Source organism: Proteus sp. CA142267 (genome assembly GCF_003336825.1).
Taxonomy (GTDB): Bacteria; Pseudomonadota; Gammaproteobacteria; order Enterobacterales; family Enterobacteriaceae; genus Proteus; species Proteus terrae.
The window spans coordinates 98,679-118,880 of record NZ_QPMG01000011.1 but is presented as its reverse complement, the minus strand read 5'-3'; the positions used below and the strand labels follow the sequence as shown (position 1 = coordinate 118,880).

General features: G+C 37.3%; 21 protein-coding genes. 20 read left to right on the top strand and 1 reads right to left on the bottom strand.

Annotated features, from left to right (window positions below; genetic code table 11):
* Positions 1-176 precede the first annotated feature (176 nt).
* The 19 genes from C0T34_RS16085 (at position 177) to C0T34_RS15995 (ending at position 19,166) form a co-directional block, all read left to right on the top strand.
* On the top strand, positions 177-704 hold the full coding sequence (locus tag C0T34_RS16085; protein WP_023581066.1) for a fimbrial protein: 528 nt from the start codon (positions 177-179) through the stop codon (positions 702-704).
* Between the two features lie 83 nt (positions 705-787).
* The gene (locus C0T34_RS16080) at positions 788-1,348 is read left to right on the top strand and encodes a fimbrial protein (RefSeq protein ID WP_109850458.1); all 561 of its coding nucleotides are present in this window, start codon (positions 788-790) and stop codon (positions 1,346-1,348) included.
* 21 nt (positions 1,349-1,369) lie between these two features.
* Positions 1,370-3,985 carry an outer membrane usher protein gene (locus C0T34_RS16075; protein ID WP_109850457.1) on the top strand — a complete coding sequence of 872 codons (2,616 nt, stop codon included), beginning with the start codon at positions 1,370-1,372 and terminating at the stop codon, positions 3,983-3,985.
* Between the two features lie 55 nt (positions 3,986-4,040).
* Positions 4,041-4,799, top strand: a complete 759-nt coding sequence (locus C0T34_RS16070; protein ID WP_109850456.1) for a fimbria/pilus periplasmic chaperone — start codon at positions 4,041-4,043, stop codon at positions 4,797-4,799.
* A gap of 13 nt (positions 4,800-4,812) precedes the next feature.
* Complete coding sequence (locus C0T34_RS16065; RefSeq protein ID WP_098944000.1) at positions 4,813-5,358, top strand: fimbrial protein; 546 nt, start codon at positions 4,813-4,815, stop codon at positions 5,356-5,358.
* Between the two features lie 11 nt (positions 5,359-5,369).
* A complete protein-coding gene (locus C0T34_RS16060; RefSeq protein ID WP_023581062.1) occupies positions 5,370-5,855 on the top strand; it encodes a fimbrial protein in 486 nt (161 codons plus the stop codon).
* Between the two features lie 10 nt (positions 5,856-5,865).
* The gene (locus C0T34_RS16055) at positions 5,866-6,414 is read left to right on the top strand and encodes a fimbrial protein (protein ID WP_109419554.1); all 549 of its coding nucleotides are present in this window, start codon (positions 5,866-5,868) and stop codon (positions 6,412-6,414) included.
* A 21-nt stretch (positions 6,415-6,435) separates the two neighbouring features.
* The gene (locus C0T34_RS16050) at positions 6,436-7,263 is read left to right on the top strand and encodes an adhesin (RefSeq protein ID WP_109850455.1); all 828 of its coding nucleotides are present in this window, start codon (positions 6,436-6,438) and stop codon (positions 7,261-7,263) included.
* Between the two features lie 21 nt (positions 7,264-7,284).
* On the top strand, positions 7,285-7,605 hold the full coding sequence (locus tag C0T34_RS16045) for a helix-turn-helix transcriptional regulator (RefSeq protein ID WP_088493554.1): 321 nt from the start codon (positions 7,285-7,287) through the stop codon (positions 7,603-7,605).
* A 1,937-nt stretch (positions 7,606-9,542) separates the two neighbouring features.
* Positions 9,543-10,070: a fimbrial protein gene (locus C0T34_RS16040; RefSeq protein WP_109373867.1), complete on the top strand. Its 528-nt coding sequence runs from the start codon at positions 9,543-9,545 to the stop codon at positions 10,068-10,070.
* 86 nt (positions 10,071-10,156) lie between these two features.
* Complete coding sequence (locus tag C0T34_RS16035; protein ID WP_098943996.1) at positions 10,157-10,717, top strand: fimbrial protein; 561 nt, start codon at positions 10,157-10,159, stop codon at positions 10,715-10,717.
* Between the two features lie 20 nt (positions 10,718-10,737).
* Positions 10,738-13,359 (top strand): outer membrane usher protein, encoded by a 2,622-nt coding sequence (locus C0T34_RS16030; protein WP_098943995.1) that lies wholly within the window; start codon positions 10,738-10,740, stop codon positions 13,357-13,359.
* A 45-nt stretch (positions 13,360-13,404) separates the two neighbouring features.
* Positions 13,405-14,163, top strand: a complete 759-nt coding sequence (locus C0T34_RS16025) for a fimbria/pilus periplasmic chaperone (RefSeq protein WP_098943994.1) — start codon at positions 13,405-13,407, stop codon at positions 14,161-14,163.
* An 11-nt stretch (positions 14,164-14,174) separates the two neighbouring features.
* Positions 14,175-14,723: a fimbrial protein gene (locus C0T34_RS16020; RefSeq protein WP_098943993.1), complete on the top strand. Its 549-nt coding sequence runs from the start codon at positions 14,175-14,177 to the stop codon at positions 14,721-14,723.
* Positions 14,724-14,734: 11 nt separating this feature from the next.
* Positions 14,735-15,226, top strand: a complete 492-nt coding sequence (locus C0T34_RS16015; protein ID WP_098943992.1) for a fimbrial protein — start codon at positions 14,735-14,737, stop codon at positions 15,224-15,226.
* A 10-nt stretch (positions 15,227-15,236) separates the two neighbouring features.
* Entirely contained in the window at positions 15,237-15,788 is a 552-nt protein-coding gene (locus C0T34_RS16010) for a fimbrial protein (RefSeq protein ID WP_098943991.1), read from the top strand.
* Between the two features lie 20 nt (positions 15,789-15,808).
* Positions 15,809-16,642 (top strand): adhesin, encoded by an 834-nt coding sequence (locus tag C0T34_RS16005; protein WP_098943990.1) that lies wholly within the window; start codon positions 15,809-15,811, stop codon positions 16,640-16,642.
* Positions 16,643-16,665: 23 nt separating this feature from the next.
* Entirely contained in the window at positions 16,666-16,983 is a 318-nt protein-coding gene (locus C0T34_RS16000; protein WP_098943989.1) for a helix-turn-helix transcriptional regulator, read from the top strand.
* Positions 16,984-17,591: 608 nt separating this feature from the next.
* Positions 17,592-19,166 carry an AbgT family antimetabolite efflux transporter gene (locus C0T34_RS15995; protein ID WP_098943988.1) on the top strand — a complete coding sequence of 525 codons (1,575 nt, stop codon included), beginning with the start codon at positions 17,592-17,594 and terminating at the stop codon, positions 19,164-19,166.
* A gap of 61 nt (positions 19,167-19,227) precedes the next feature.
* Here the strand turns inward: C0T34_RS15995 and C0T34_RS15990 are convergent, their stop codons facing one another.
* Entirely contained in the window at positions 19,228-19,617 is a 390-nt protein-coding gene (locus C0T34_RS15990) for a DUF1992 domain-containing protein (protein ID WP_098943987.1), read from the bottom strand.
* A gap of 130 nt (positions 19,618-19,747) precedes the next feature.
* Between C0T34_RS15990 and C0T34_RS15985 the strand changes: the two genes are divergently transcribed.
* Entirely contained in the window at positions 19,748-20,086 is a 339-nt protein-coding gene (locus C0T34_RS15985; protein ID WP_023581047.1) for a carboxymuconolactone decarboxylase family protein, read from the top strand.
* Positions 20,087-20,202: the final 116 nt, after the last annotated feature.

Here is a 20,202-nt window from a genome sequence, read left to right as displayed (position 1 = left end):
AAACAATTTGGTGTATTTTGTTTTGTTTCTAACGATATTTAACTTCGTTTAGGACGGGCATTGATATACCAAAATTCAAAAACTCAATAAGTGAGTCATTCAATTAGGAATTATTTATTCCTAGTGAATTTATTATTTTTGATGTCTTCGTCCTTTATATTTTAGGAAACAAAAAGATGAAATTAAATAAATTAGCGTTAGTTCTTGGCTTAGGTTTATCTGTTGCTGCAGGTTCTGCATTCGCCGCTGATCAAGGTCACGGTACAGTTAAATTTGTTGGTTCAATTATTGATGCACCTTGTTCTATTCATCCCGATTCAGAAAATCAAACTGTTCCATTAGGTCAAATTTCTACTGCTTCATTAAAAGATGGCGGTCGTAGTAATTCTCGTGATTTTAAAATTACTTTAGAGAATTGCACAACAGAAACTTATAAAACTGTTCAAACAACCTTCACTGGTTCTGAAGATGCAGACATCTTAGCAGGTTCTTTAGGTATTGAAGGTATTGCTAAAAATGCTGCTGTTGTTATCACCGATGCGGGTGGTAAACAAATCAAATTAGGCACACCAAGTGCTGCTCAAACATTACGTGACGGTAATAACGATCTGAACTTTGCTGCTTACTTACAAGGTTCTTCTGCAGAAGCTGCTGTTCCTGGTGACTTCACTGCAATCGCAACTTTCGCACTGACTTATCAGTAAGAAAAAATAAGTTCTGTACAGGGATGTACAGGGCTTTTTTCCCTGTGTCTATTTTTAACGATTTTTTTCTTACGGAGAAAAATATGAATCGCAAGATGACACCACTATGGCTATGCTTTATTGCCAGCTTACTGACAACAACAGCAGTAGCAAGTGATGTAAAACAAGATAAAAACATGCATCAGCGATTTGGGGTACTTAATCTTTCAGGCTCGATCTTAGAACCATCTTGCACGATTGCAGCGGGAAGTGGTGAACAAGTTATTCCACTGACAATGGTTTCTATTCCGATGCTAGTGACTGAAGGGCAAGGACCCATTGAGTATTTTTCTATCAGATTAACGGAATGTACGCTAATTGAACAAAAAGGTCAGGAAGCGGACAACCCTCGTTTTATTGCAACGTTTGAAGGTCCCTCTAACGAGAATGGTAATTTTGCACTCACTGGTGAAGCGAGAGGTGCGTCATTAGCGATAGCTGATCGTTATGGCAGGCGAGCAATTCCGGGTAAGCCATTACCCCCTGTTGGCATTGACTCTAAATCAATGGCATTACTTTACCAAGCGCGAATAGTCAAAAATAACGAAATACCCAAAGCTGGAAATTACCGAACAACGCTGCGATTTAAGCTGGAATACTATTAAATGGATCGGGTTGGATAACTTATGGTTAGAACATTCAAAACCGTTGGTTTAGGGACGGAAAAAAAGAAAAAACAACATACTATTCGGCCTGTTGCTGTACTGATCTATTTAATTCTTACTGGCGCTTCCAGTATTTCAAGTTCAGCTTTAGCAAATAGTAATATTGAATTTAATGCCGATATTTTGGATCTAAAAGATAAGCAAAATATCGACTTATCAGATTTCTCTCGCGCTGGCTATATTATGCCCGGCCGATATGAGTTTGTTGTTCGTGTGAATAATAATGAACTCCCTGAACTTTATAACATTAACTATGTTGTGCCAGCTAATGATCCTAAAGGTAGTGAGGCTTGCTTACCGCCTGAATTGATCCACCAAATAGGGCTCAAACCAGAATGGGCTGAAAAAGTTAAATATCAAGATGACGGAAGCTGTCTTGATATCTCTTCCATTCCCGGAATGACGGTAAATGCTAGTCTGGGAAATGGTAATCTTATACTTACTATTCCTCAAGCGTATCTTGAATATTCAGCACCAAACTGGGACCCACCTTCTCGTTGGGATCACGGTATCTCAGGTGTGCTTTTTGACTATAACGTCAATGCTAACGTGACCGATCCCGCTAAAGGGAAACAGCGCCAACAAGTTACAGGTTTAGGAACCGTGGGAGCAAACCTTGGTGTTTGGCGTTTCCGTGCCGATTGGCAAGCAAGTTATCAGCATACAACGGGTCTTCCTGATAGCACTGAAAATAGTTGGAAATGGAACCAACTTTATCTTTATAGAGCAATTACGCAATTAGGGGCTCGCCTTGTAATGGGGGAGACTTATTCACGCTCTGATATTTTCGATAACTTCCGTTTTACTGGGGTTAACTTGTCTACGGATGACAATATGCTACCGCCTAACTTAAGGGGATATGCCCCTGAAGTAACGGGAGTAGCAAAAACCAATGCGAAAGTAACGATTAGCCAGCAAGGTCGTGTGATCTATGAAACTCAGGTCGCTCCGGGACCGTTTCGTATTCAAGACATCAATGATGCAGTGAGTGGCAAATTAGATGTACGTGTTGAAGAGCAAGACGGATCTGTTCAAGAATTCCAAATGGATACTGCAAGTATTCCTTATTTAACACGCCCGGGGCGAGTGCAATATAAATTATCTGCGGGTAAACCGTCGGATATGAACCGCAATACGGAAGGCCCTATTTTTGGTATGGGTGAATTCTCGTGGGGGATCAGTAACGGTTGGTCACTTTATGGCGGTTCATTAGTATCGGGCGATTATAACTCGGTTTCTGCCGGTATTGGTCGTGACCTAATGGCACTGGGTGCTATCTCTTTTGATGCGACACATTCTTGGGCAAAAATTCCAAGTGATGACAAGCGTTATCACGGGGGCTCTTATCGCGTCAGTTACTCAAAACGTTTTGAACAAATAAATAGCCAAGTGACATTCGCCGGCTATCGATTCTCCGAACGTGACTTTATGAGTATGAATCAATATTTAGATCGCCGTTATCGTGGTGGTGAAGAAGATAACAATAAAGAGCTTTATACCATTATGTTTAGTAAGCAGTTCCCTGAATGGGGGTTGAGTGCTTACTTAAACTATAGTCATCAGACTTATTGGAATAAACCTAATAATGATAACTATAACCTATCGTTAGCCAAAACGATGGATATTGGTAGCTTTAAAAATATCAATCTCAGTTTGTCGGCGTTTCGCAATAAATTTAATGGCACCAATGATAATGGCGTTTATATGAATGTCAGTATGCCTTGGAGCGATCGCGCGACCATTAGCTACAACACTGTGATTAATAAGCACGGTAATTCACATAATGTCAGTTATTACGATCGTATTGATGACAATAGTAGCTATCGTGTTGGTGCTGGTTTAAGCAGTAACGGTAAACCATCCGCAGATGCCTATCTCATGCATTATGCTGATGCTGCATTGGTCACTGCCAGTGCGAGCCATATTAATGGCGAATACACATCAGCCACATTATCACTACAAGGTGGAGCAACATTAACACCAAAAGGTGGTGCATTACACCGTACAAGTCGTACTGGTAGTACACGTTTATTGGTTGATACAGATGGTATTTCTGATGTACCAGTGAAAAGTATTGGCGCGATTACTCGTACCAATGCTTTTGGTAAAGCGGTACTGCCTGATATCAATGATTATTACCGCAGTAGTGCCAGCATCGACCTTGATCAGATGCCAGATAATGCTGAAGCATTACGCTCAATTCAACAATTAACCCTAACAGAAGGTGCAATAGGCTACCGCCACTTTGATGTGGTATCGGGACAAAAAGCCATGGCTGTCATTCGCTTACAAGACGGAACTTATCCCCCATTTGGTGCCAGTGTCACAACTGAGAAAGGACGCGAACTCGGTATTGTCAATGATGGTGGGAATGTCTATCTGACGGGGATTAATAGTGATGATGTATTGAGTGTGCGTTGGAATGGTCAAGAGCAGTGCAAAGTCCGTATTCCAACATTAGTTGAAGGATTATTTATGTCTTCTTTATTACTGACTTGTAGTGATGGAGACGCAACACCTTCGACAATCAATCAAAGAACAGAGCCCTTACCTAAACCTCAACTGATTACACAATAAGGTTAGGAAAGAAGGGAAAGATAAAAATAATTTCAGACAAAAAGAGTAATTCAAAATGATGTTATCAAAGCGCTTATTCATTGCAACAACCACTTTATTGACTGGAATGGTCTTTACTAGTCAAGCCCTTGCTGCGATTGCTTTAGATAGAACACGTGTCATTTTTAATGGTGCAGATAAATCTATTAGCTTAAATGTCAGCAATCAAAACAAAGAGCTACCTTACTTGGCTCAGGGCTGGATGGAAAATGAAAATGGAGAACGTATTGACAGCCCATTATTAGTTTTACCTCCAATTCAGCGTATTGAGCCGGGTGATAAAAGCCAAGTAAAAGTGCAATCATTACCAGATATTGCCAAGTTACCACAAGATAGAGAAAGCGTTTTCTATTTTAACTTGCGTGAAATTCCACCTCGTAGTGATAAACCTAACGTGTTGCAAATTGCATTACAAACACGAATTAAACTGTTTTATCGCCCAGCATCAATTTACGCCACACAAACAGATCTCACTCATCCTTGGCAGGAAAAAATCACCTTAATAAAGAAAGGTGATCGTTATGAAGTGAATAACCCAACACCTTATTACGTGACATTAGTGGATGGGCTAACAGGATTACAAGGAAAAAGCCTAGATGGTTTTGAACCGATCATGATTGCCCCTAGAAGTACAGGAACGATAAATCTGCATATTTCTGCGTTTGGCGCATCACCTGTACTCAGTTACATCAATGACTACGGTGGACGCCCACAGATGAAATTCGCCTGTAATGGCAATGAATGCAAAGTTGCAGAAACATCAGCAGGAAACTAAATAGGTCTATTTTATGAAAATGGAACAGCGGTTTAGCCTAAGCAAAGCAGTGTTGATTCTTATTTTGGCAACGTTTACTGGAGGCCTAAGTTTTACTGCTGTTGCGAATTTACCCGCGAGAGCGGTGAAAGACATTATTCCAGGAATTGTTTATATCAATATTTCAGGGAATGTCATTGCGCCACCGCCTTGCTTAATTAATGACGGCAAAATGATCGAAGTTAATTTTGGTGAGGTGATGAGTACACGTATTGATGGTGTTCGCTATAAAGAGCCTATCCACTACACCGCGACTTGCCAAAAAATGCCAACCAATGCGATGAAAGTCTATGTTACGGGTAGCGCAACTGGCTTCGATTCAAATGCGCTACAAACAAATATTACAGGATTGGGGGTACGTATTCTGTATCAAGGAAACTTATTAGATTTAGGCAAAGCGGTGAATTTTACCTATCCCAATTTACCTGAATTAGAAGCTATTCCTGTTCGTGATCAGAATGAAACCTTAGTGGGTGGCGATTTTGTCGCAAGTGGCACACTGCATGTGGATTATCAGTAAGAGGTCAGAAGATGAATAAATTAAAGTACATGTGTCTGATTGCATTACTGAATTCTTATTCTGTCATGAGTGCAGACGCACCTAATATGAAATTGTTTGGCACCTTATTAGTGCCACCACCTTGTGTCATCAGTAACAACGAACTGATTGATGTCTATTTTGGGCACAATGTAGGTATTCATAAAGTAGATGGCATTAACTACACCGAATCAGTGAATTATCGATTGGTCTGTGATCCAAATTTAAAAGGTTGGGATTTAGGGCTTTCTATTATTGGCCCTAAAACACAGTTTGATGAAGCTGCGCTACAAACCAATATTCCTGATTTAGGTATTCATCTCACGCAAGATGGTAAGCCTTTTAAATTAAACGAGCGTATTGCGATATCACCCGATAATCCACCCGTGATCCAAGCCGTACCCGTTAAAAGACCGGGTAGCACTTTACCTGAAGGTGCATTTGAAGTTTCAGCAACACTGCTTGCTGAATACCAATAGGAGCGTATTGATGAATATAACAAGATTATCGATCCCGTTCGTATTGAGTCTGGCCACATTTATGGGATTAACATCAACCGCTTTCTCTGCACCAGACAATATGCGCTTTCACGGCATATTGGTCGATGAGCCTTGCACCATAAAGCCCGGAGACGAAACCGTTGAGTTAGATTTTGGCAATATTCCGGACAAAAACCTTTATGCGTATCAAAGAACACCAAGCAAGTTGTTTCAAATACGCTTGTCTGAATGTGACTTAACGATTGGTAAAAGCGTCAAAATCACCTTTAAAGGCGATGAAAATCAAGCCATGGCAGGACAAGGTTTTTTAGCGATCAGCCCAAGCAGTCAAGCTGCAGGTATTGCTGTTGGACTGGAATCCGAAAATGGAAATGCGCTACCTGTTAATAAAGAAACAGACAAAATGTCATTAAATGCAGATGACACGATTTTAAATTTTTATGCCTTTATTCAAGGGGAGCCGGATGCGATTGCTAACCAGTCCATTAAACGCGGCCCGTTTAGCGCAATAGCCACATTCCATTTGAATTATGACTAATTATTAGGGTTGAGGTTTTATATGTCCATATTAAAGCGACTTCCGGCTTTATGTATTGCAATAGGTTTGCTGTTTTCAGCACCTACGATGGCATCTATCTTTTCTTATATTACACATTCTGAAGGTGAGCCAGCTCACGCCACTTATACCTATGTTATTCAGCGTTGGGATCCTGAAGATCCTTATACTCCCAATCCTTGTTATGGCTGGAGTAAATGCTGGATAACCATTAACCATAAACATGATGCTAATGGTTCTCCGGGGTCGGCAGTAAGAAGTATTGTTCGTGTTGAAAAGGAACGGTATTTAGCAGGGGTTCGTGAAGCAGTAATGAAAGTTGAAAGTTTTCCAATACAAGGAACGGCAAGACACGATGGTGATCCGTTAACCTCAAATCAAGAGTGTGTTGGACTATTTTATGAATCTAAGGAAGGAGGTTGGTCTCCAAATGGACGTTTATTACCAGGATCACTATGTGGTATCGCGCCGCCACCAGTAGGTGCCTGCAAAATAACAGAAGGAGCTGTAAACCTAAATTATGGCGATATTGATGAAGTGAGTTTGGAAAATGCGGAACGCGCTCAAAATATTAATGTGACTTGTAACTTGGCAATGAAAGTTCTGGTTATTGCATCAGGTTCAGATAGTGGACGAGTGCCATTACGAGCAGATAACAGTCTCTATGCCGATTTATTTCTTGATGGACACCCGGGAGAAAAGGGGTCTGTCATTGATGTTCCTAAAAATGGAACGATACCCGTAGAGGTTAAATCAGTTTTACATACCAATGGTCGCGTTGCACCGGGCTATTTCTCTGGTTCAGGTTCAATTATTTTAACGATGCCTTAATCATGATAATGGGTGAATATTATGATGAATTACGATTTTACAGATATTGATGTTAATGCATTAGTTGGCAAGAGAATTCAGAAAAAACGTAAAGAATTAGGTTATACCGGTGTGCAGATTGCTGAAAAAATAGGTGTAAGCCAACAGCAATTTTCTCGCTATGAGAGAGGAATGAATAAAATAGATTTAAGTTACCTCGTTTTGTTAGCGAATTACTTGAATACTCCTATTTATTGGTTTTTCGAAGACTGCTTTACCTCGAAATCTTCATCTGAAAATCAGCGAATTGATAAACGCAGTAGCATCACTGCTGAAGCGATGCCTGATGTTTTTTTATACTAATGCATATCGCTAAAAGGAACTCAAACTTGGTGTTTTAGAGCGTATGCTTTTTCTTTGATTGATTACCAAATTGGTAAGGCAGGGGAAACCCTGCCCTTTTTTTATGCTAAAAAAGCTAAGTGCCGTTAGCCAAACTCGAGTTATTGATAGTGTGATCAGCAAAAAGGAAAGCATGGATAATCAATTTTTACTCTTTTATAAAAGGTGAAAATTGTTCATAAAAGCAAAGTTGTCATTTTATGACGATAATAATTATCTAAAACACGCATTTTTCTTGAAAAGCGGGATCGGAATACTCTTAAAGCGAGTATCTTACAAATGTAGGCTTCTATTAGGTTAAACATGTCTTTTTTTTATTACATCATGAAAAAGATAAATAAAGCTAACTTAATTTATTAAATAAAGAGCTTCTAATAATGATATTCTTATTAAGAGGTGGTGAGTTGAATAATTAAATAATATTAATGAAATTCTCTATTTTTATTTAAATTATTAACTTATTATTATTTAGTCGATAAAAGATATATTTTCAATATATACCTTAAAACTTACTTCTTTAGATTAATTAACTATTCGAAAATGAGTTAAATTTATTCAGATAATATAAAACTATTCCTAATTTATCGTAAAGATAAAAAATTACAATATTCTTATTGAAAAAGATTTGATAATTAAAAAACAAGTAATAACGACTAATATTTATACATATTAAATGAGTAATGTTAAATTGATATAAGTATAATGTAAACAGAATGTGTTTTATTGTGTTTCTATTTGGATAAAAATGTGTGGATTCTGTGGGAAGTTAATAATATGAATAAGCTAATAATAAAATTAGTATCAATACGTAAAATAGTCAATAATCCAATAAATAAATAATTTAAATGTTTGAAGTAGCTCTTAGTAAACACATTAAATTTTTTACCCAAAAAAGGCGTAATTATTCTCAATCAAATGATTGGATTTTTAGGTTTTTATGAGGAAAAAATGGGCATTACACGAATTTCTTTTTTGAATTATCAGTTAGTTAACGTATAGGAGTGTTCTTAATCAAAAAATGCAATTTGTATAAAAAATTCGCTTTTTGACCTCAATTTCCTAAGTGTAAATACTCATGTTTAAGTGTTAAATTATTATCAAAATACTCTATTCTTGACTGACTTATTTATATAATTAATTATAAATCAATATGTTATGATGCTTTTACTCTTTTTATGTTATTTATTATAAATATACGTAATTATAAAAGGTGTAATTATTAATTTATATATAAAATACAATAAGTTATCTATTATTGATGCTGATGTCTCAATATTCAATTCAATTTAAGATTATCATTATAAGATTATTCCTGTGTGATTTCTGCACGGGAGTAAATAATGATAATAAATCAATTAACAAATTCATTATTTTGATCTGCTTATAAATCAATGTATTAGGATTGATTTGTTTCAATGTGTAAAATTTTGGTTACACAAGGTTAAAATAAACAAATAATAAAATGTTAGTTAATTGACAAATACTCTTATTCATAAAAAGACAGTTAGATCTTTTCACTTTAAATTTAGAAATTGAAGAATTTAAATCTCATATATCTCTTTTTAGGAGTAATTGCTTGGGTTTAAATTCCATTTAGGGCATTTTCAAAAAGTAATATTTTGTATGAAAATGTAAAAAATACACTTAATATCAGTAAATTAATAAAAATAGGTTTAATGAAATTGGGGTGGTTTGACTTAAATAAAACTCGAGCGAATAATATATCCAACTTGATACGGTTCCTTTATCTAATTTCATAATTAAATATGAAATTGGCTAGATGAAATTTATCAAAATATAGAAACTTTATTTAGCGTGTCATTCATTTAAGCAATTTGCTTATATTGAATTTTATTATTTTAAATATCTTCGTTCTTATATTTTCAGGAAACATAAAGATGAAATTAAATAAATTAGGTTTAGTTTTAGGTTTAGGCTTAACAGTTGCTGCTGGTTCTGCATTCGCTGCTGATCAAGGCCATGGTACTGTAGAATTTTGGGGTTCAATCATCGATGCTCCATGTTCAATCGATCCTAACTCAGGTGACCAACGTGTTCCACTAGGACAAGTTTCAGCAAATGCACTGAAAGATGGTGGCCGTAGCGTTTCTAACACTTTCAAAATTAAATTACTGCAATGCTCTACTGAAACTTATAAAACAGTTCAAACTACCTTCACTGGTGCTGAAGCAGCGGCTATTCTGCCAGGCTCTTTAGGTATCGAAGGTTTAGCGAAAAATGCAGCAGTTGTTATTACTGATGCGGGTGGTACACAAATTAAATTAGGTGAACCAACAAAAGCTCAAACTATTCGTGACGGTTCAAATGATCTGAACTTTGCTGCTTACTTACAAGGTTCTGCAACAGATGCAGCTGTACCTGGTGACTTTACTGCGATCGCAACTTTCGCATTAACTTACCAATAATAGATGTGTTTTTAAGCCCTGTATAAGGATGTATAGGGCTTCATCTTTAGCTTTATTTTATGGTTTACATTATGGAGTAGAAAACAATGAATCGCAAAATAGTGCCACTATTATTACTTGTTGCAACGGGATTATTTGTTAAACCTGTAATGGCAGTGACTGACATAAAACAAGATGTAAAATCACATCAGCGATTCGGAGTGGTTAGTCTACAAGGTTCTATATTAGAGCCAACATGTACTATCTCGGCAGGAAGTCGAGAGCAAGTTATCTCTTTAAGTACTGTGTCTATTCCAACTTTAGCTGTTGAAGGACAAGGACCTATTGAATATTTCTCTATTCGATTAACAGAATGTTCCCTTGTTGACCAAAAAGGTACACAAGCTGAACGTCCTCGTTTTATTGCTACTTTTGAAGGCCCCGCACAGAACGGATTATTCCAACTTTTCGGCGATGCTAAAGGTGCTTCATTAGCCATTGCTGACCGTTACGGAAGATTGGCAACACCAGGGAAGCCTTTACCTCCTGTGGATATCGATACCAAATCGTTGTCTTTGTTGTATCAAGCAAGGCTTGTTAGAAATAACGACATTCCACGAGCAGGTAATTATCAAGCAACCCTGCGTTTTAAACTCGAATATTATTAAATGGATTGGTTGGATTATTTATGGCTAAATCATTCAAAACTGCTTCAAGAAAAGCAGAAAAAAAGAGTAATCAGCATACAATTCGACCTGTCGCAGCACTGATCTATTTAATTATTGCTGGTATGGCGAGCGCCCCTAGCATGGCATTTGCAGCCAGTGATATCGAGTTTAACTCTGATATTCTTGATCTAAAAGATAAACAAAATATTGATTTATCTGACTTCTCTCGTGCCGGCTATATTATGCCTGGTAAGTATGAATTTATTGTTAAAGTTAACAATAATGAATTACCTGATCTCTATACCATTAATTATATTGTTCCCGAAAATGATCCTAAAGCGAGTATTCCTTGTATTCCTCGTGAACTTGTCAATCAATTTACATTGAAACCTGAGTGGCTTAAGGCGGTAACTTGGAAAGATGGCGATGCCTGTCTTGATGAGTCATCAATACCCGGCATGACAACAAGCACTAACTTAGGTGCAGGTAATTTTATTGTTACTATTCCTCAAGCCTATGTTGAGTATGCTACCGACGATTGGGATCCACCTTCTCGTTGGGATGAGGGCATTTCAGGACTTATTTTTGACTATAACCTGAATGCTAATGTGACCGATCCTGCTAATGGTAAACAAAGACAACAAGTTACGGGTAGCGGTACTGCGGGTGCTAACTTAGGTGTTTGGCGCTTTCGTGCTGATTGGCAAGCAAACTATCAACACACAACAGGTGTGAATGGTAGTACTGAGAATAATTGGGATTGGAGTCAATATTATCTTTATAGAGCAATAACCCAGTGGGGTGCTCGCCTTGTTATGGGTGAGACTTATTCACGCTCTGATATTTTCGATAACTTCCGTTTTACTGGTATCAGTTTATTAACGGATGATCAAATGTTGCCTCCTAATTTAAGAGGTTATGCACCTGAAGTCACTGGTGTTGCAAAATCTAACGCAAAAGTGACGATTAGCCAGCAAGGTCGTGTCATTTACGAAACTCAGGTCGCGCCAGGGCCTTTCCGTATACAAAATCTTAATGATGCGGTAAGTGGTAAGTTAGATATTCGTGTTGAAGAACAAGATGGTTCGGTACAAGAGTATCAAATGGATACCGCAAGTATTCCTTATTTAACACGCCCAGGTCGAGTGCAATATAAGCTATCGGCAGGTAAACCTTCGGATATGGATCACAAGGCTGAAGGACCCGTGTTTGCAATGGGTGAATTTTCATGGGGAGTAAGTAATGGTTGGTCTCTTTATGGCGGTTCATTAGTTGCGGGAGATTATAACTCTGTTTCTTTAGGTATTGGTCGTGACTTGATGGCTCTCGGGGCTATTTCGTTTGATGCTACACATTCATGGGCAAAAATTCCGAATGATGATAAGAATTATCATGGTGGTTCTTATCGGGTTAGTTACTCAAAACGTTTTGAAGCGATTAATGGTCAAGTGACTTTCGCCGGTTACCGCTTCTCAGAACGTGACTTTATGAGTATGGATCAGTATTTAGATCGTCGTTATCGTGGTAACAACCGTGATAATAATAAAGAGCTCTACACCATAACATTAAGTAAGCAATTCCCAGATATAGGTTTGAGTGCTTATCTTAACTATAACCATCAAACTTATTGGAATAAGCCCGATAATGATTACTACAACTTATCTTTATCTAAGTTTATGGATATTGGTAAGTTTAAAAATATTAACTTTAACTTGTCAGCATATCGCAACAAATTTAACGGCGAGAATGATGATGGTGTTTATCTAAACGTTAGTATGCCTTGGAGCGATAAAGCGACAATTAGTTATAACACAGTGATTAATAAGCATGGTAACTCGCATAATGTGAGTTATTTTGACCGCCTTGATGACAATAATAACTATCGCTTAGGTGCTGGTTTAAGTAGCAGTGGTCGTCCTTCTGCTGATGCTTATTATACGAGCTATGGTGATACAGCATTGGTAACAGCGAGTGCGAGTCATATTCAGGGTGAAAATACCTCAGCATCACTTTCTCTACAAGGCGGCGCAACATTAACATCTAAAGGTGGGGCATTCCACCGTACTGCAATGCCAGGAGCTGCACGTCTATTAGTCGATACTAATGGGGTAGCAGGAGTACCAATTAGAAGTTTAGGGGCTGTGAGCCATACTAACTATTTTGGTAAAGCAGTACTTCCAGATATTAATAACTACTATCGCAGTAGTGCAACAATCGATTTAGATAAATTACCTGATGATGTTGATGCGGTGCGTTCAATTCAACAATTAACCCTGACTGAAGGGGCAATAGGTTACCGTGAGTTTGACGTTATTTCAGGGCAAAAAGCAATGGCGATTGTCCGCTTGAAAGACGGTAGTTATCCACCATTTGGCGCTAGCATTACCACAGAAAAAGGACGAGAACTAGGGATCGTGAATGATAGCGGTAATGTTTACCTCAGTGGAATAAATTCAGGTGATATTTTAGACGTACGTTGGAGTGGTAAAAAACAGTGTGAAGTACAAGTACCTAAATTAGATGAAGGTATTTTTATTTCTTCACTATTATTAACTTGTGGAGCCACTCCATCAACATCTTCTCCAGCAGAAGAGAGAACCGAATCACCATCTCAACCACAGCTTGTTAAAACAGAAGGTTGAGAAGGGAAAAATTAAACGATTTTATAAACAAAAGAGTAATTAAAGATGATGTTATTAAAGCGCTCATTCATTGTAGCAACCACATTATTAACTGGCATGGTATTCACTCAACAAGCCATTGCTGCGATTGCATTGGATAGAACTCGTGTCATTTTTAATGGAGCTGATAAATCAATTAGCCTTAATGTCAGTAATCAAAATAAAGATCTGCCTTATTTAGCACAAGGTTGGATGGAAGATGTAAATGGGCAAAAAGTGGAAAGTCCATTAATCGTTCTGCCACCTATTCAGCGTATTGAACCAGGTGATAAAAGCCAAATAAAAATACAAGGATTACCTGATGTCGCTAAATTACCTCAAGATAGGGAAAGTGTGTTCTATTTTAACTTACGTGAAATTCCACCACGTAGTGATAAACCAAATGTACTGCAAATTGCATTACAAACACGAATTAAATTGTTTTATCGCCCTGCTGCGATTTATGCAACACAAACAGATTTAACAAACCCGTGGCAGGAAAAAATCACCCTAACGAAAAAAGGGGATACCTATCAGGTTAACAATCCAACGCCTTACTTTGTGACAATTGTCGATGGGTTAACAGGGTTAAAAGGTGAAAGTATTACTGGGTTTATGCCTTTAATGGTTGATCCAAAAAGTAGTGCGGATCTTAATTTGAAAGCCTCTACACTTGGTGCCTCACCCGTATTAAGTTATATCAACGATTACGGTGGGCGTCCTCGTTTGAAATTTAGCTGTAGTGGTAATGAGTGTAAGGTTGTAGAAACAGCAATCGGAAACTAATAGGTTTATTTATGGATATGGAACAGCGGTTTAACACAAGCAAAGCAGTGTTGATTTTATTAATGACAACATTTACTGGTGTCCTGAGTTCAGCTGCTGTTGCAAATATACCACCTACAGCAAGAGCGGGTAGTGCTATACCTGGGATAGTTTATGTCTATATCTCGGGTAACGTTATCGCTCCACCTCCTTGTGTTATCAATGGAGGGAAAACAATTGAGGTTGATTTTGGTGAAGTCATGAGTACGCGTATTGATGGTGTTAATTACAAAAAGCCTATTACCTATAGTGCTGAGTGTAGAAAAATGCCAACAAATACAATGAAAGTCTCTATTTCTGGAAATGGTACTGGGTTTGATTCAAATGCCTTGACAACAAACATCACAGGGTTAGGGGTACGTATTCTTTACCAAAATAAATTATTGAGATTAGGGCAAGAAGTGAATTTCACTTATCCTAACTTTCCTCAATTTGAGGCAATTCCTGTTCGTGATTACTCTGCATTATTAACAGGTGGTGATTTTTATGCTACTGCAACACTTCGAGTAGAATATCAGTAAGGAGTCAGTACATGCTTATTAATTTAAAAAAGGTTTGTCTGACAACATTACTTGTAATGTCACCTTTATTTGTCAGTGCGGATGAACCGAATATGAAATTATTTGGAACATTATTAATTCCACCTCCTTGTGTGATTGAAAATAATAACTTAATTGAAGTTTATTTTGGTCATAATGTTGGTATTCATAGAGTTGATGGGATTAATTATACTCAACCCGTGAATTACAGATTAAAGTGCGATCCAAATATAAAAGGCTGGGATCTGGGACTTTCTATTATTGGCCCTAAAAGCCAATTTGATGATGCTGGATTACAAACCAATATTACTGATTTAGCTATTCATATGACTCGAAATGGTGAGCCTTTTATCTTAAATGAGCGTTTTGTTATCTCACCTGATAAACCACCTGTTATTCAAGCTGTTCCAGTAAAAAAACCGGGAAGTACATTAGTGGAAGGCCCATTTGAAGTAACAGCAACATTGCTCGCAGAATATCAATAGGAGTGTGAAAATGAAGCTTAAAGCATTATCGCTTCCTGTTATTTGCGGGTTAACGCTACTAATGGGAACACTGACAACAGCCAATGCGACACCAAATAATATGCGACTTTACGGCACATTGGTGGATGAACCTTGCGTGATAAAACCGGGTGATGAAACCATTTCTCTTGAATTTGGCAATGTGCCTGATAAAACATTTTATATTGGTGCGGGTAGAACAAATAGCCAAACCTTTCAAATTCATTTATCAGAATGTGACCTTTCTATTAATAAAAAAGTAAGAGTGACATTCAGTGGTAATGAAAATCAAGCAATGGTTGGGCAAGGTTTTCTTGCATTAAGTACAGGAAGTCAAGCTGAAGGTATTGCCATTGGTTTAGAAAACTCTGATGGTAGTCCACTGCGGATTAATCAAGAAACAAGCGATATTGCCTTAAATTCGGGAGATTCTATTTTAAGGTTCCGTGCATTTATACAAGCAGAGCCCAATGCTATTGCAAACGAATCAATAAAACGAGGCCGTTTTAGCGCAATAGCCACATTCCATCTGAATTATGATTAATCTTTACGATTGAGGTTAATATGTTTACCCCAAAACGTTTATCAGCATTATGTCTATTTAGTGTGATGATGCTTTTTTCTGCATCATCAACGGCTTCTATTTTTTCTTATATTACAGAATCTAAAGTCCTTACCCCTTCTTCTGCAAATTATACTTTTATTATTCAACGTTGGGATCCTGAAACAACGATGACATTGAATCCCTGTTATGGTGGCGCATCTTGTAGAATTACTATTAATCATCGACATAATGCATCAGGGCAAGGCGGGGCTGCAACAAGAATAATTTTAACTGGTGCGCAAAAATATCGCACTATGGCGGAATTGCGTGATGCGGTTATGCGAGTGCAAACTTTTCCTACATCACCTGCTGTAGCTCACCATTCAGGGGTACCTAATAGTGAAATTCAAGAGTGTGTCGGTTTATTCTATGAAACTGGAACAACAAAATTATTACTTCCAGGATCGATGTGTGGTATTGCCCCTCCTCCAGCTGGGGCTTGCGAGATAATTGATGGTTCTGTCAACCTTAATTATGGCGATATTGATGAAGACAGATTGGGCGACCCAACACAGAATAAACGATCACAAACTATTCGGGTGACATGCAATAAAGACTTATACGTTGTTGTTTATGCATCATCTCTCGATGGTCCAAATGTCAGATTACGTCCAGACGGTAGCCTATATGCGGATTTATATCTTAATAATAATCCTGGTGAAACTGGTGAGAAAATTTTTGTACCTGCGGGGAGAGCAACACCTGTAGTCGTTAGCTCTGTATTACGCCCTTATGGTCGAGTTGCTCCAGGTTCATTTTCAGGAGTAGGCACATTAATTTTGGCAATGCCTTAATATAAACGAAGTTGGAAAACGTGATGATGGATTATGATCTTATAAACATCAATGTGAATGAATTAGTTGGCAGAAGAATACAGAAAAAACGCAAAGAGCTTGGTTATACTGGCAGCCACATTGCTGATAAACTAGGTATAAGCCAACAACAGTTCTCACGTTATGAACGCGGGTTAAATAAAATAGATTTGAGCTACCTTGTGACATTAGCTGTCTATTTAAGAACCCCAATTCACTGGTTTTTTGAAGATTGCTTTCACGTTGAAGAAGAAATTGAAGATAGACATGCAAGTAAGTGTATATATTTTATGGCGGAAACCACACCAGATATTATCTTCTAATCAGTAAATATTTTCTCATTAAGTGATAGATAAAAGGGCAATTTATTATTGCCCTTTTATCTTTAAAATATCAACGATATTGTCCTTTTAAAGATTTTTTTGTAATTTTTCTCTTTCTTTTCTCAGATCGTCAACTCTTCATTCTACGTATAGTCGAACGTTCAATATCTACTGCAAAATTAGTTGTCCATGTTACAAATAATCTAAAGTTTTAACCTATCCTGACCATTTATTCGTCATTACTTTCCTTTTTATAGTAATTACAACCGTTACTATCAGGTTTATCTGAGTGTTTAATCGTTTCTGACTATTAATTGAAGGCATTTTCAATCAGAAAAGGTTAATAAATAATCATAATAATGTTAAAAAATGTTACCTTATGCACATTTTTTAATTTTAGATATTATAAATTAATTTTAATGTAAGTTATTTGTAATTGTATAGTTGATTTTTAATTGATTGTTTATTAAGGTAAAAAATATTTTATTTAACAATTTTATTTTTGCTTTTATCTTAAATAAGGCATTTATAAATAGGATTAACAGATAGTCATAATAAAAAGGGTTGTGTACTGTGCATTTTCTGTTTTTTTATAAAAAGGATAAATGATGCAAACAAAAAAACAGGGAGGCAGTCGCTTTCTACGCACAGTGGAATGGCTAGGAAATGCGCTACCCCATCCCGTTATTTTATTTATTATTTTAATTGCTATTTTACTTGTCTCTTCGGCAGTTGGTGAATACTTCGGTGTTACGGTACAAGATCCCCGACCAGAAGGTGCCAAAGGACGCGCAGAAGATGGCTATATCCATATTATTAGTTTGTTAGATGCGGATGGTATTCGTCGTATATTGGCAAATATCGTCACAAACTTTACTGGATTTGCGCCTTTAGGTACGGTGCTGGTGGCGTTATTAGGTGTCGGTATTGCTGAACGCGCAGGTTTATTATCTGCGGTGATGCGTTTAGTGGTAATGAAAGCACCTCGCAAGATGACTACATTGGCAATTGTATTTGCCGGTATTATGTCTAATACCGCGGCTGAATTAGGTTATGTGGTACTGATACCGTTATCAGCGATTATCTTCCATTCGTTAGGTCGACATCCTCTTGCTGGTTTAGCGGCCGCATTTGCAGGGGTTTCAGGTGGTTATTCTGCTAACTTACTCTTAGGAACGATAGATCCGTTATTATCGGGTATTACACAGCAAGCTGCGCGTATTATAGATCCAACCTATATCGTTGGTGCTGAAGCAAACTGGTACTTTATGTTTGTCAGTACATTCCTTATTACTTTCTTAGGTTACTTCATTACGGAAAAAATCGTTGAGCCTCAACTAGGGCCTTATAACGGTAACGAACTTGATGATGAAGAAAATGATTTAAGGAATGCTGCTGAAGTTACGCCACTAGAAAAGAAAGCACTATGGGCTTCAACAGGGACATTTATTGTGATGGGCATGATTTTGGCGCTAACGGTTGTTCCTGAAAATGGCATATTGAGAAACCAAGAAACAGGGCTAATTGGTAATTCTCCTTTCTTAAAATCTATTGTGGTCTTTATTTTCTTATTCTTTGCAATACCGGGTATTGTCTACGGATGGATTGCTAAGACAATGCGTACAGATAAAGACATCGTTGATGCTATGGCGAATTCGATGAGTACGCTCGGTCTTTATTTAGTGATTATTTTCTTTGCGGCTCAGTTTGTTGCGTTCTTTGGTTGGACAAACATCGGTCAGGTAATAGCTGTTAAAGGTGCTGCGCTACTTAATAGTATTGATATGCCAAGTGGGTTGCTGTTCTTAGGCTTTATCTTAATCTGTGCTTTTATTAACTTAATGATTGGTTCAGCATCGGCACAATGGGCTGTGACAGCACCTATCTTTGTACCAATGTTAATGCTTGCCGGTTATGCTCCAGAGACAATCCAAGCGGCATATCGAATAGGAGATTCTGTCACTAATATCATTACACCTATGATGAGTTATTTTGGTTTGATATTAGCAGTCGCAACAAAATATAAGAAAGATACAGGTATTGGTACCATGATTTCTATGATGTTGCCATATTCCGTTATTTTCTTAATTGGTTGGTCATTATTGTTCTACTTATGGGTATTTGTATTCAACTTACCAGTAGGGCCTGGCTCACCAACATACTATTCTCCAACAGCAGGTTAATTCTTTGCGATGACTGAAGCTTATACAGGGATGTATAGGCTTTTTCTATTTTGAGATTTCATTATTTTTGTCTGGTTTCTTTTTTATGATTTACCAATTTTTCTGTTAGTTGTGTGGCATAGTCTGCATGTAAAAATTGAGTATCTAAACCTGCTTGTTGCAATTTTAACTCAAGTAATGCCAAACGCTTTTGCAGTGCTCCATCTTCTATTCCCATTTCATTTAACGTACTTAGGATTTCCGCTAGAGATAAGGCTTCTTTTCTGTCTTGCATTTCAGGTGGTAAAAAACCAGCATTCTTTAATAAATGATAGCTTGCTCTAAGTGATTCTGGAACATGGCTATTATCATCAAGGATCAGTGGTTTCCCTTCACCTTTTAGCGATGAAAGTTCCCCTTTTTGTAACGCTTTTTCGATATGGCGTTCAGCCCACTCATCTAAAATAGACACTTTAAACCTCTTTTTTAGTAACTATCGCAATAGAAAAGATCACCACAAATTAAATTGACTTGCTTAGATTATATAATTTGATATTATATTTTTATATTATATAAATAGATATATTATTAAGGACTCCAAAATGAGCAAGTACAAAGAAATAGTAACAGACATTGCAGGTAACATGGGGGCATTGTCTCAAAATATTCCAGAAGTGATGAAAGCGTTTATGAGCACGACAAAAGCGGGTGGTAAAGAAGGCGCTTTAGATGCAAAAACAAAAGAATTGATCGCCATTGCAATTGCTGTTGCGAATCGTTGTGATGGTTGTATTGGATTTCATACAAAAACACTTGTAGAGCTTGGCACAACAGAACAAGAACTTGCTGAAGCATTAGGTGTTGCTATTTATATGGGCGGTGGCCCTTCAGTTATGTATGCATCCAACACCATGGGCGCTTTTAAAGAGTTTAGTAAATAAGATTTTTATCATCATATAATTAAACAAAGTAATCAAAAACCAGAATTAGTTCATTCTGGTTTTTTTATTTATAGGTTTTGTTTACCTTCTGTTTATATTTAACTGTTATCCTCTAT

Excerpts from the sequence above, each read along its gene's own strand:
- C0T34_RS15985 (WP_023581047.1), top strand. The coding sequence starts at position 19,748 with ATGAGCAAGTACAAAGAAATAGTAACAGACATTGCAGGTAACATGGGG.
- C0T34_RS16010 (WP_098943991.1), top strand. The coding sequence starts at position 15,237 with ATGAAGCTTAAAGCATTATCGCTTCCTGTTATTTGCGGGTTAACGCTA.
- C0T34_RS16030 (WP_098943995.1), top strand. The coding sequence starts at position 10,738 with ATGGCTAAATCATTCAAAACTGCTTCAAGAAAAGCAGAAAAAAAGAGT.
- C0T34_RS16015 (WP_098943992.1), top strand. The coding sequence starts at position 14,735 with ATGCTTATTAATTTAAAAAAGGTTTGTCTGACAACATTACTTGTAATG.
- C0T34_RS16040 (WP_109373867.1), top strand. The coding sequence starts at position 9,543 with ATGAAATTAAATAAATTAGGTTTAGTTTTAGGTTTAGGCTTAACAGTT.
- C0T34_RS16065 (WP_098944000.1), top strand. The coding sequence starts at position 4,813 with ATGAAAATGGAACAGCGGTTTAGCCTAAGCAAAGCAGTGTTGATTCTT.
- C0T34_RS16080 (WP_109850458.1), top strand. The coding sequence starts at position 788 with ATGAATCGCAAGATGACACCACTATGGCTATGCTTTATTGCCAGCTTA.
- C0T34_RS16060 (WP_023581062.1), top strand. The coding sequence starts at position 5,370 with ATGAATAAATTAAAGTACATGTGTCTGATTGCATTACTGAATTCTTAT.
- C0T34_RS16075 (WP_109850457.1), top strand. The coding sequence starts at position 1,370 with ATGGTTAGAACATTCAAAACCGTTGGTTTAGGGACGGAAAAAAAGAAA.
- C0T34_RS15995 (WP_098943988.1), top strand. The coding sequence starts at position 17,592 with ATGCAAACAAAAAAACAGGGAGGCAGTCGCTTTCTACGCACAGTGGAA.
- C0T34_RS16045 (WP_088493554.1), top strand. The coding sequence starts at position 7,285 with ATGATGAATTACGATTTTACAGATATTGATGTTAATGCATTAGTTGGC.
- C0T34_RS16000 (WP_098943989.1), top strand. The coding sequence starts at position 16,666 with ATGATGGATTATGATCTTATAAACATCAATGTGAATGAATTAGTTGGC.
- C0T34_RS16050 (WP_109850455.1), top strand. The coding sequence starts at position 6,436 with ATGTCCATATTAAAGCGACTTCCGGCTTTATGTATTGCAATAGGTTTG.
- C0T34_RS16005 (WP_098943990.1), top strand. The coding sequence starts at position 15,809 with ATGTTTACCCCAAAACGTTTATCAGCATTATGTCTATTTAGTGTGATG.
- C0T34_RS16020 (WP_098943993.1), top strand. The coding sequence starts at position 14,175 with ATGGATATGGAACAGCGGTTTAACACAAGCAAAGCAGTGTTGATTTTA.
- C0T34_RS16025 (WP_098943994.1), top strand. The coding sequence starts at position 13,405 with ATGATGTTATTAAAGCGCTCATTCATTGTAGCAACCACATTATTAACT.
- C0T34_RS16035 (WP_098943996.1), top strand. The coding sequence starts at position 10,157 with ATGAATCGCAAAATAGTGCCACTATTATTACTTGTTGCAACGGGATTA.
- C0T34_RS16055 (WP_109419554.1), top strand. The coding sequence starts at position 5,866 with ATGAATATAACAAGATTATCGATCCCGTTCGTATTGAGTCTGGCCACA.
- C0T34_RS16085 (WP_023581066.1), top strand. The coding sequence starts at position 177 with ATGAAATTAAATAAATTAGCGTTAGTTCTTGGCTTAGGTTTATCTGTT.
- C0T34_RS16070 (WP_109850456.1), top strand. The coding sequence starts at position 4,041 with ATGATGTTATCAAAGCGCTTATTCATTGCAACAACCACTTTATTGACT.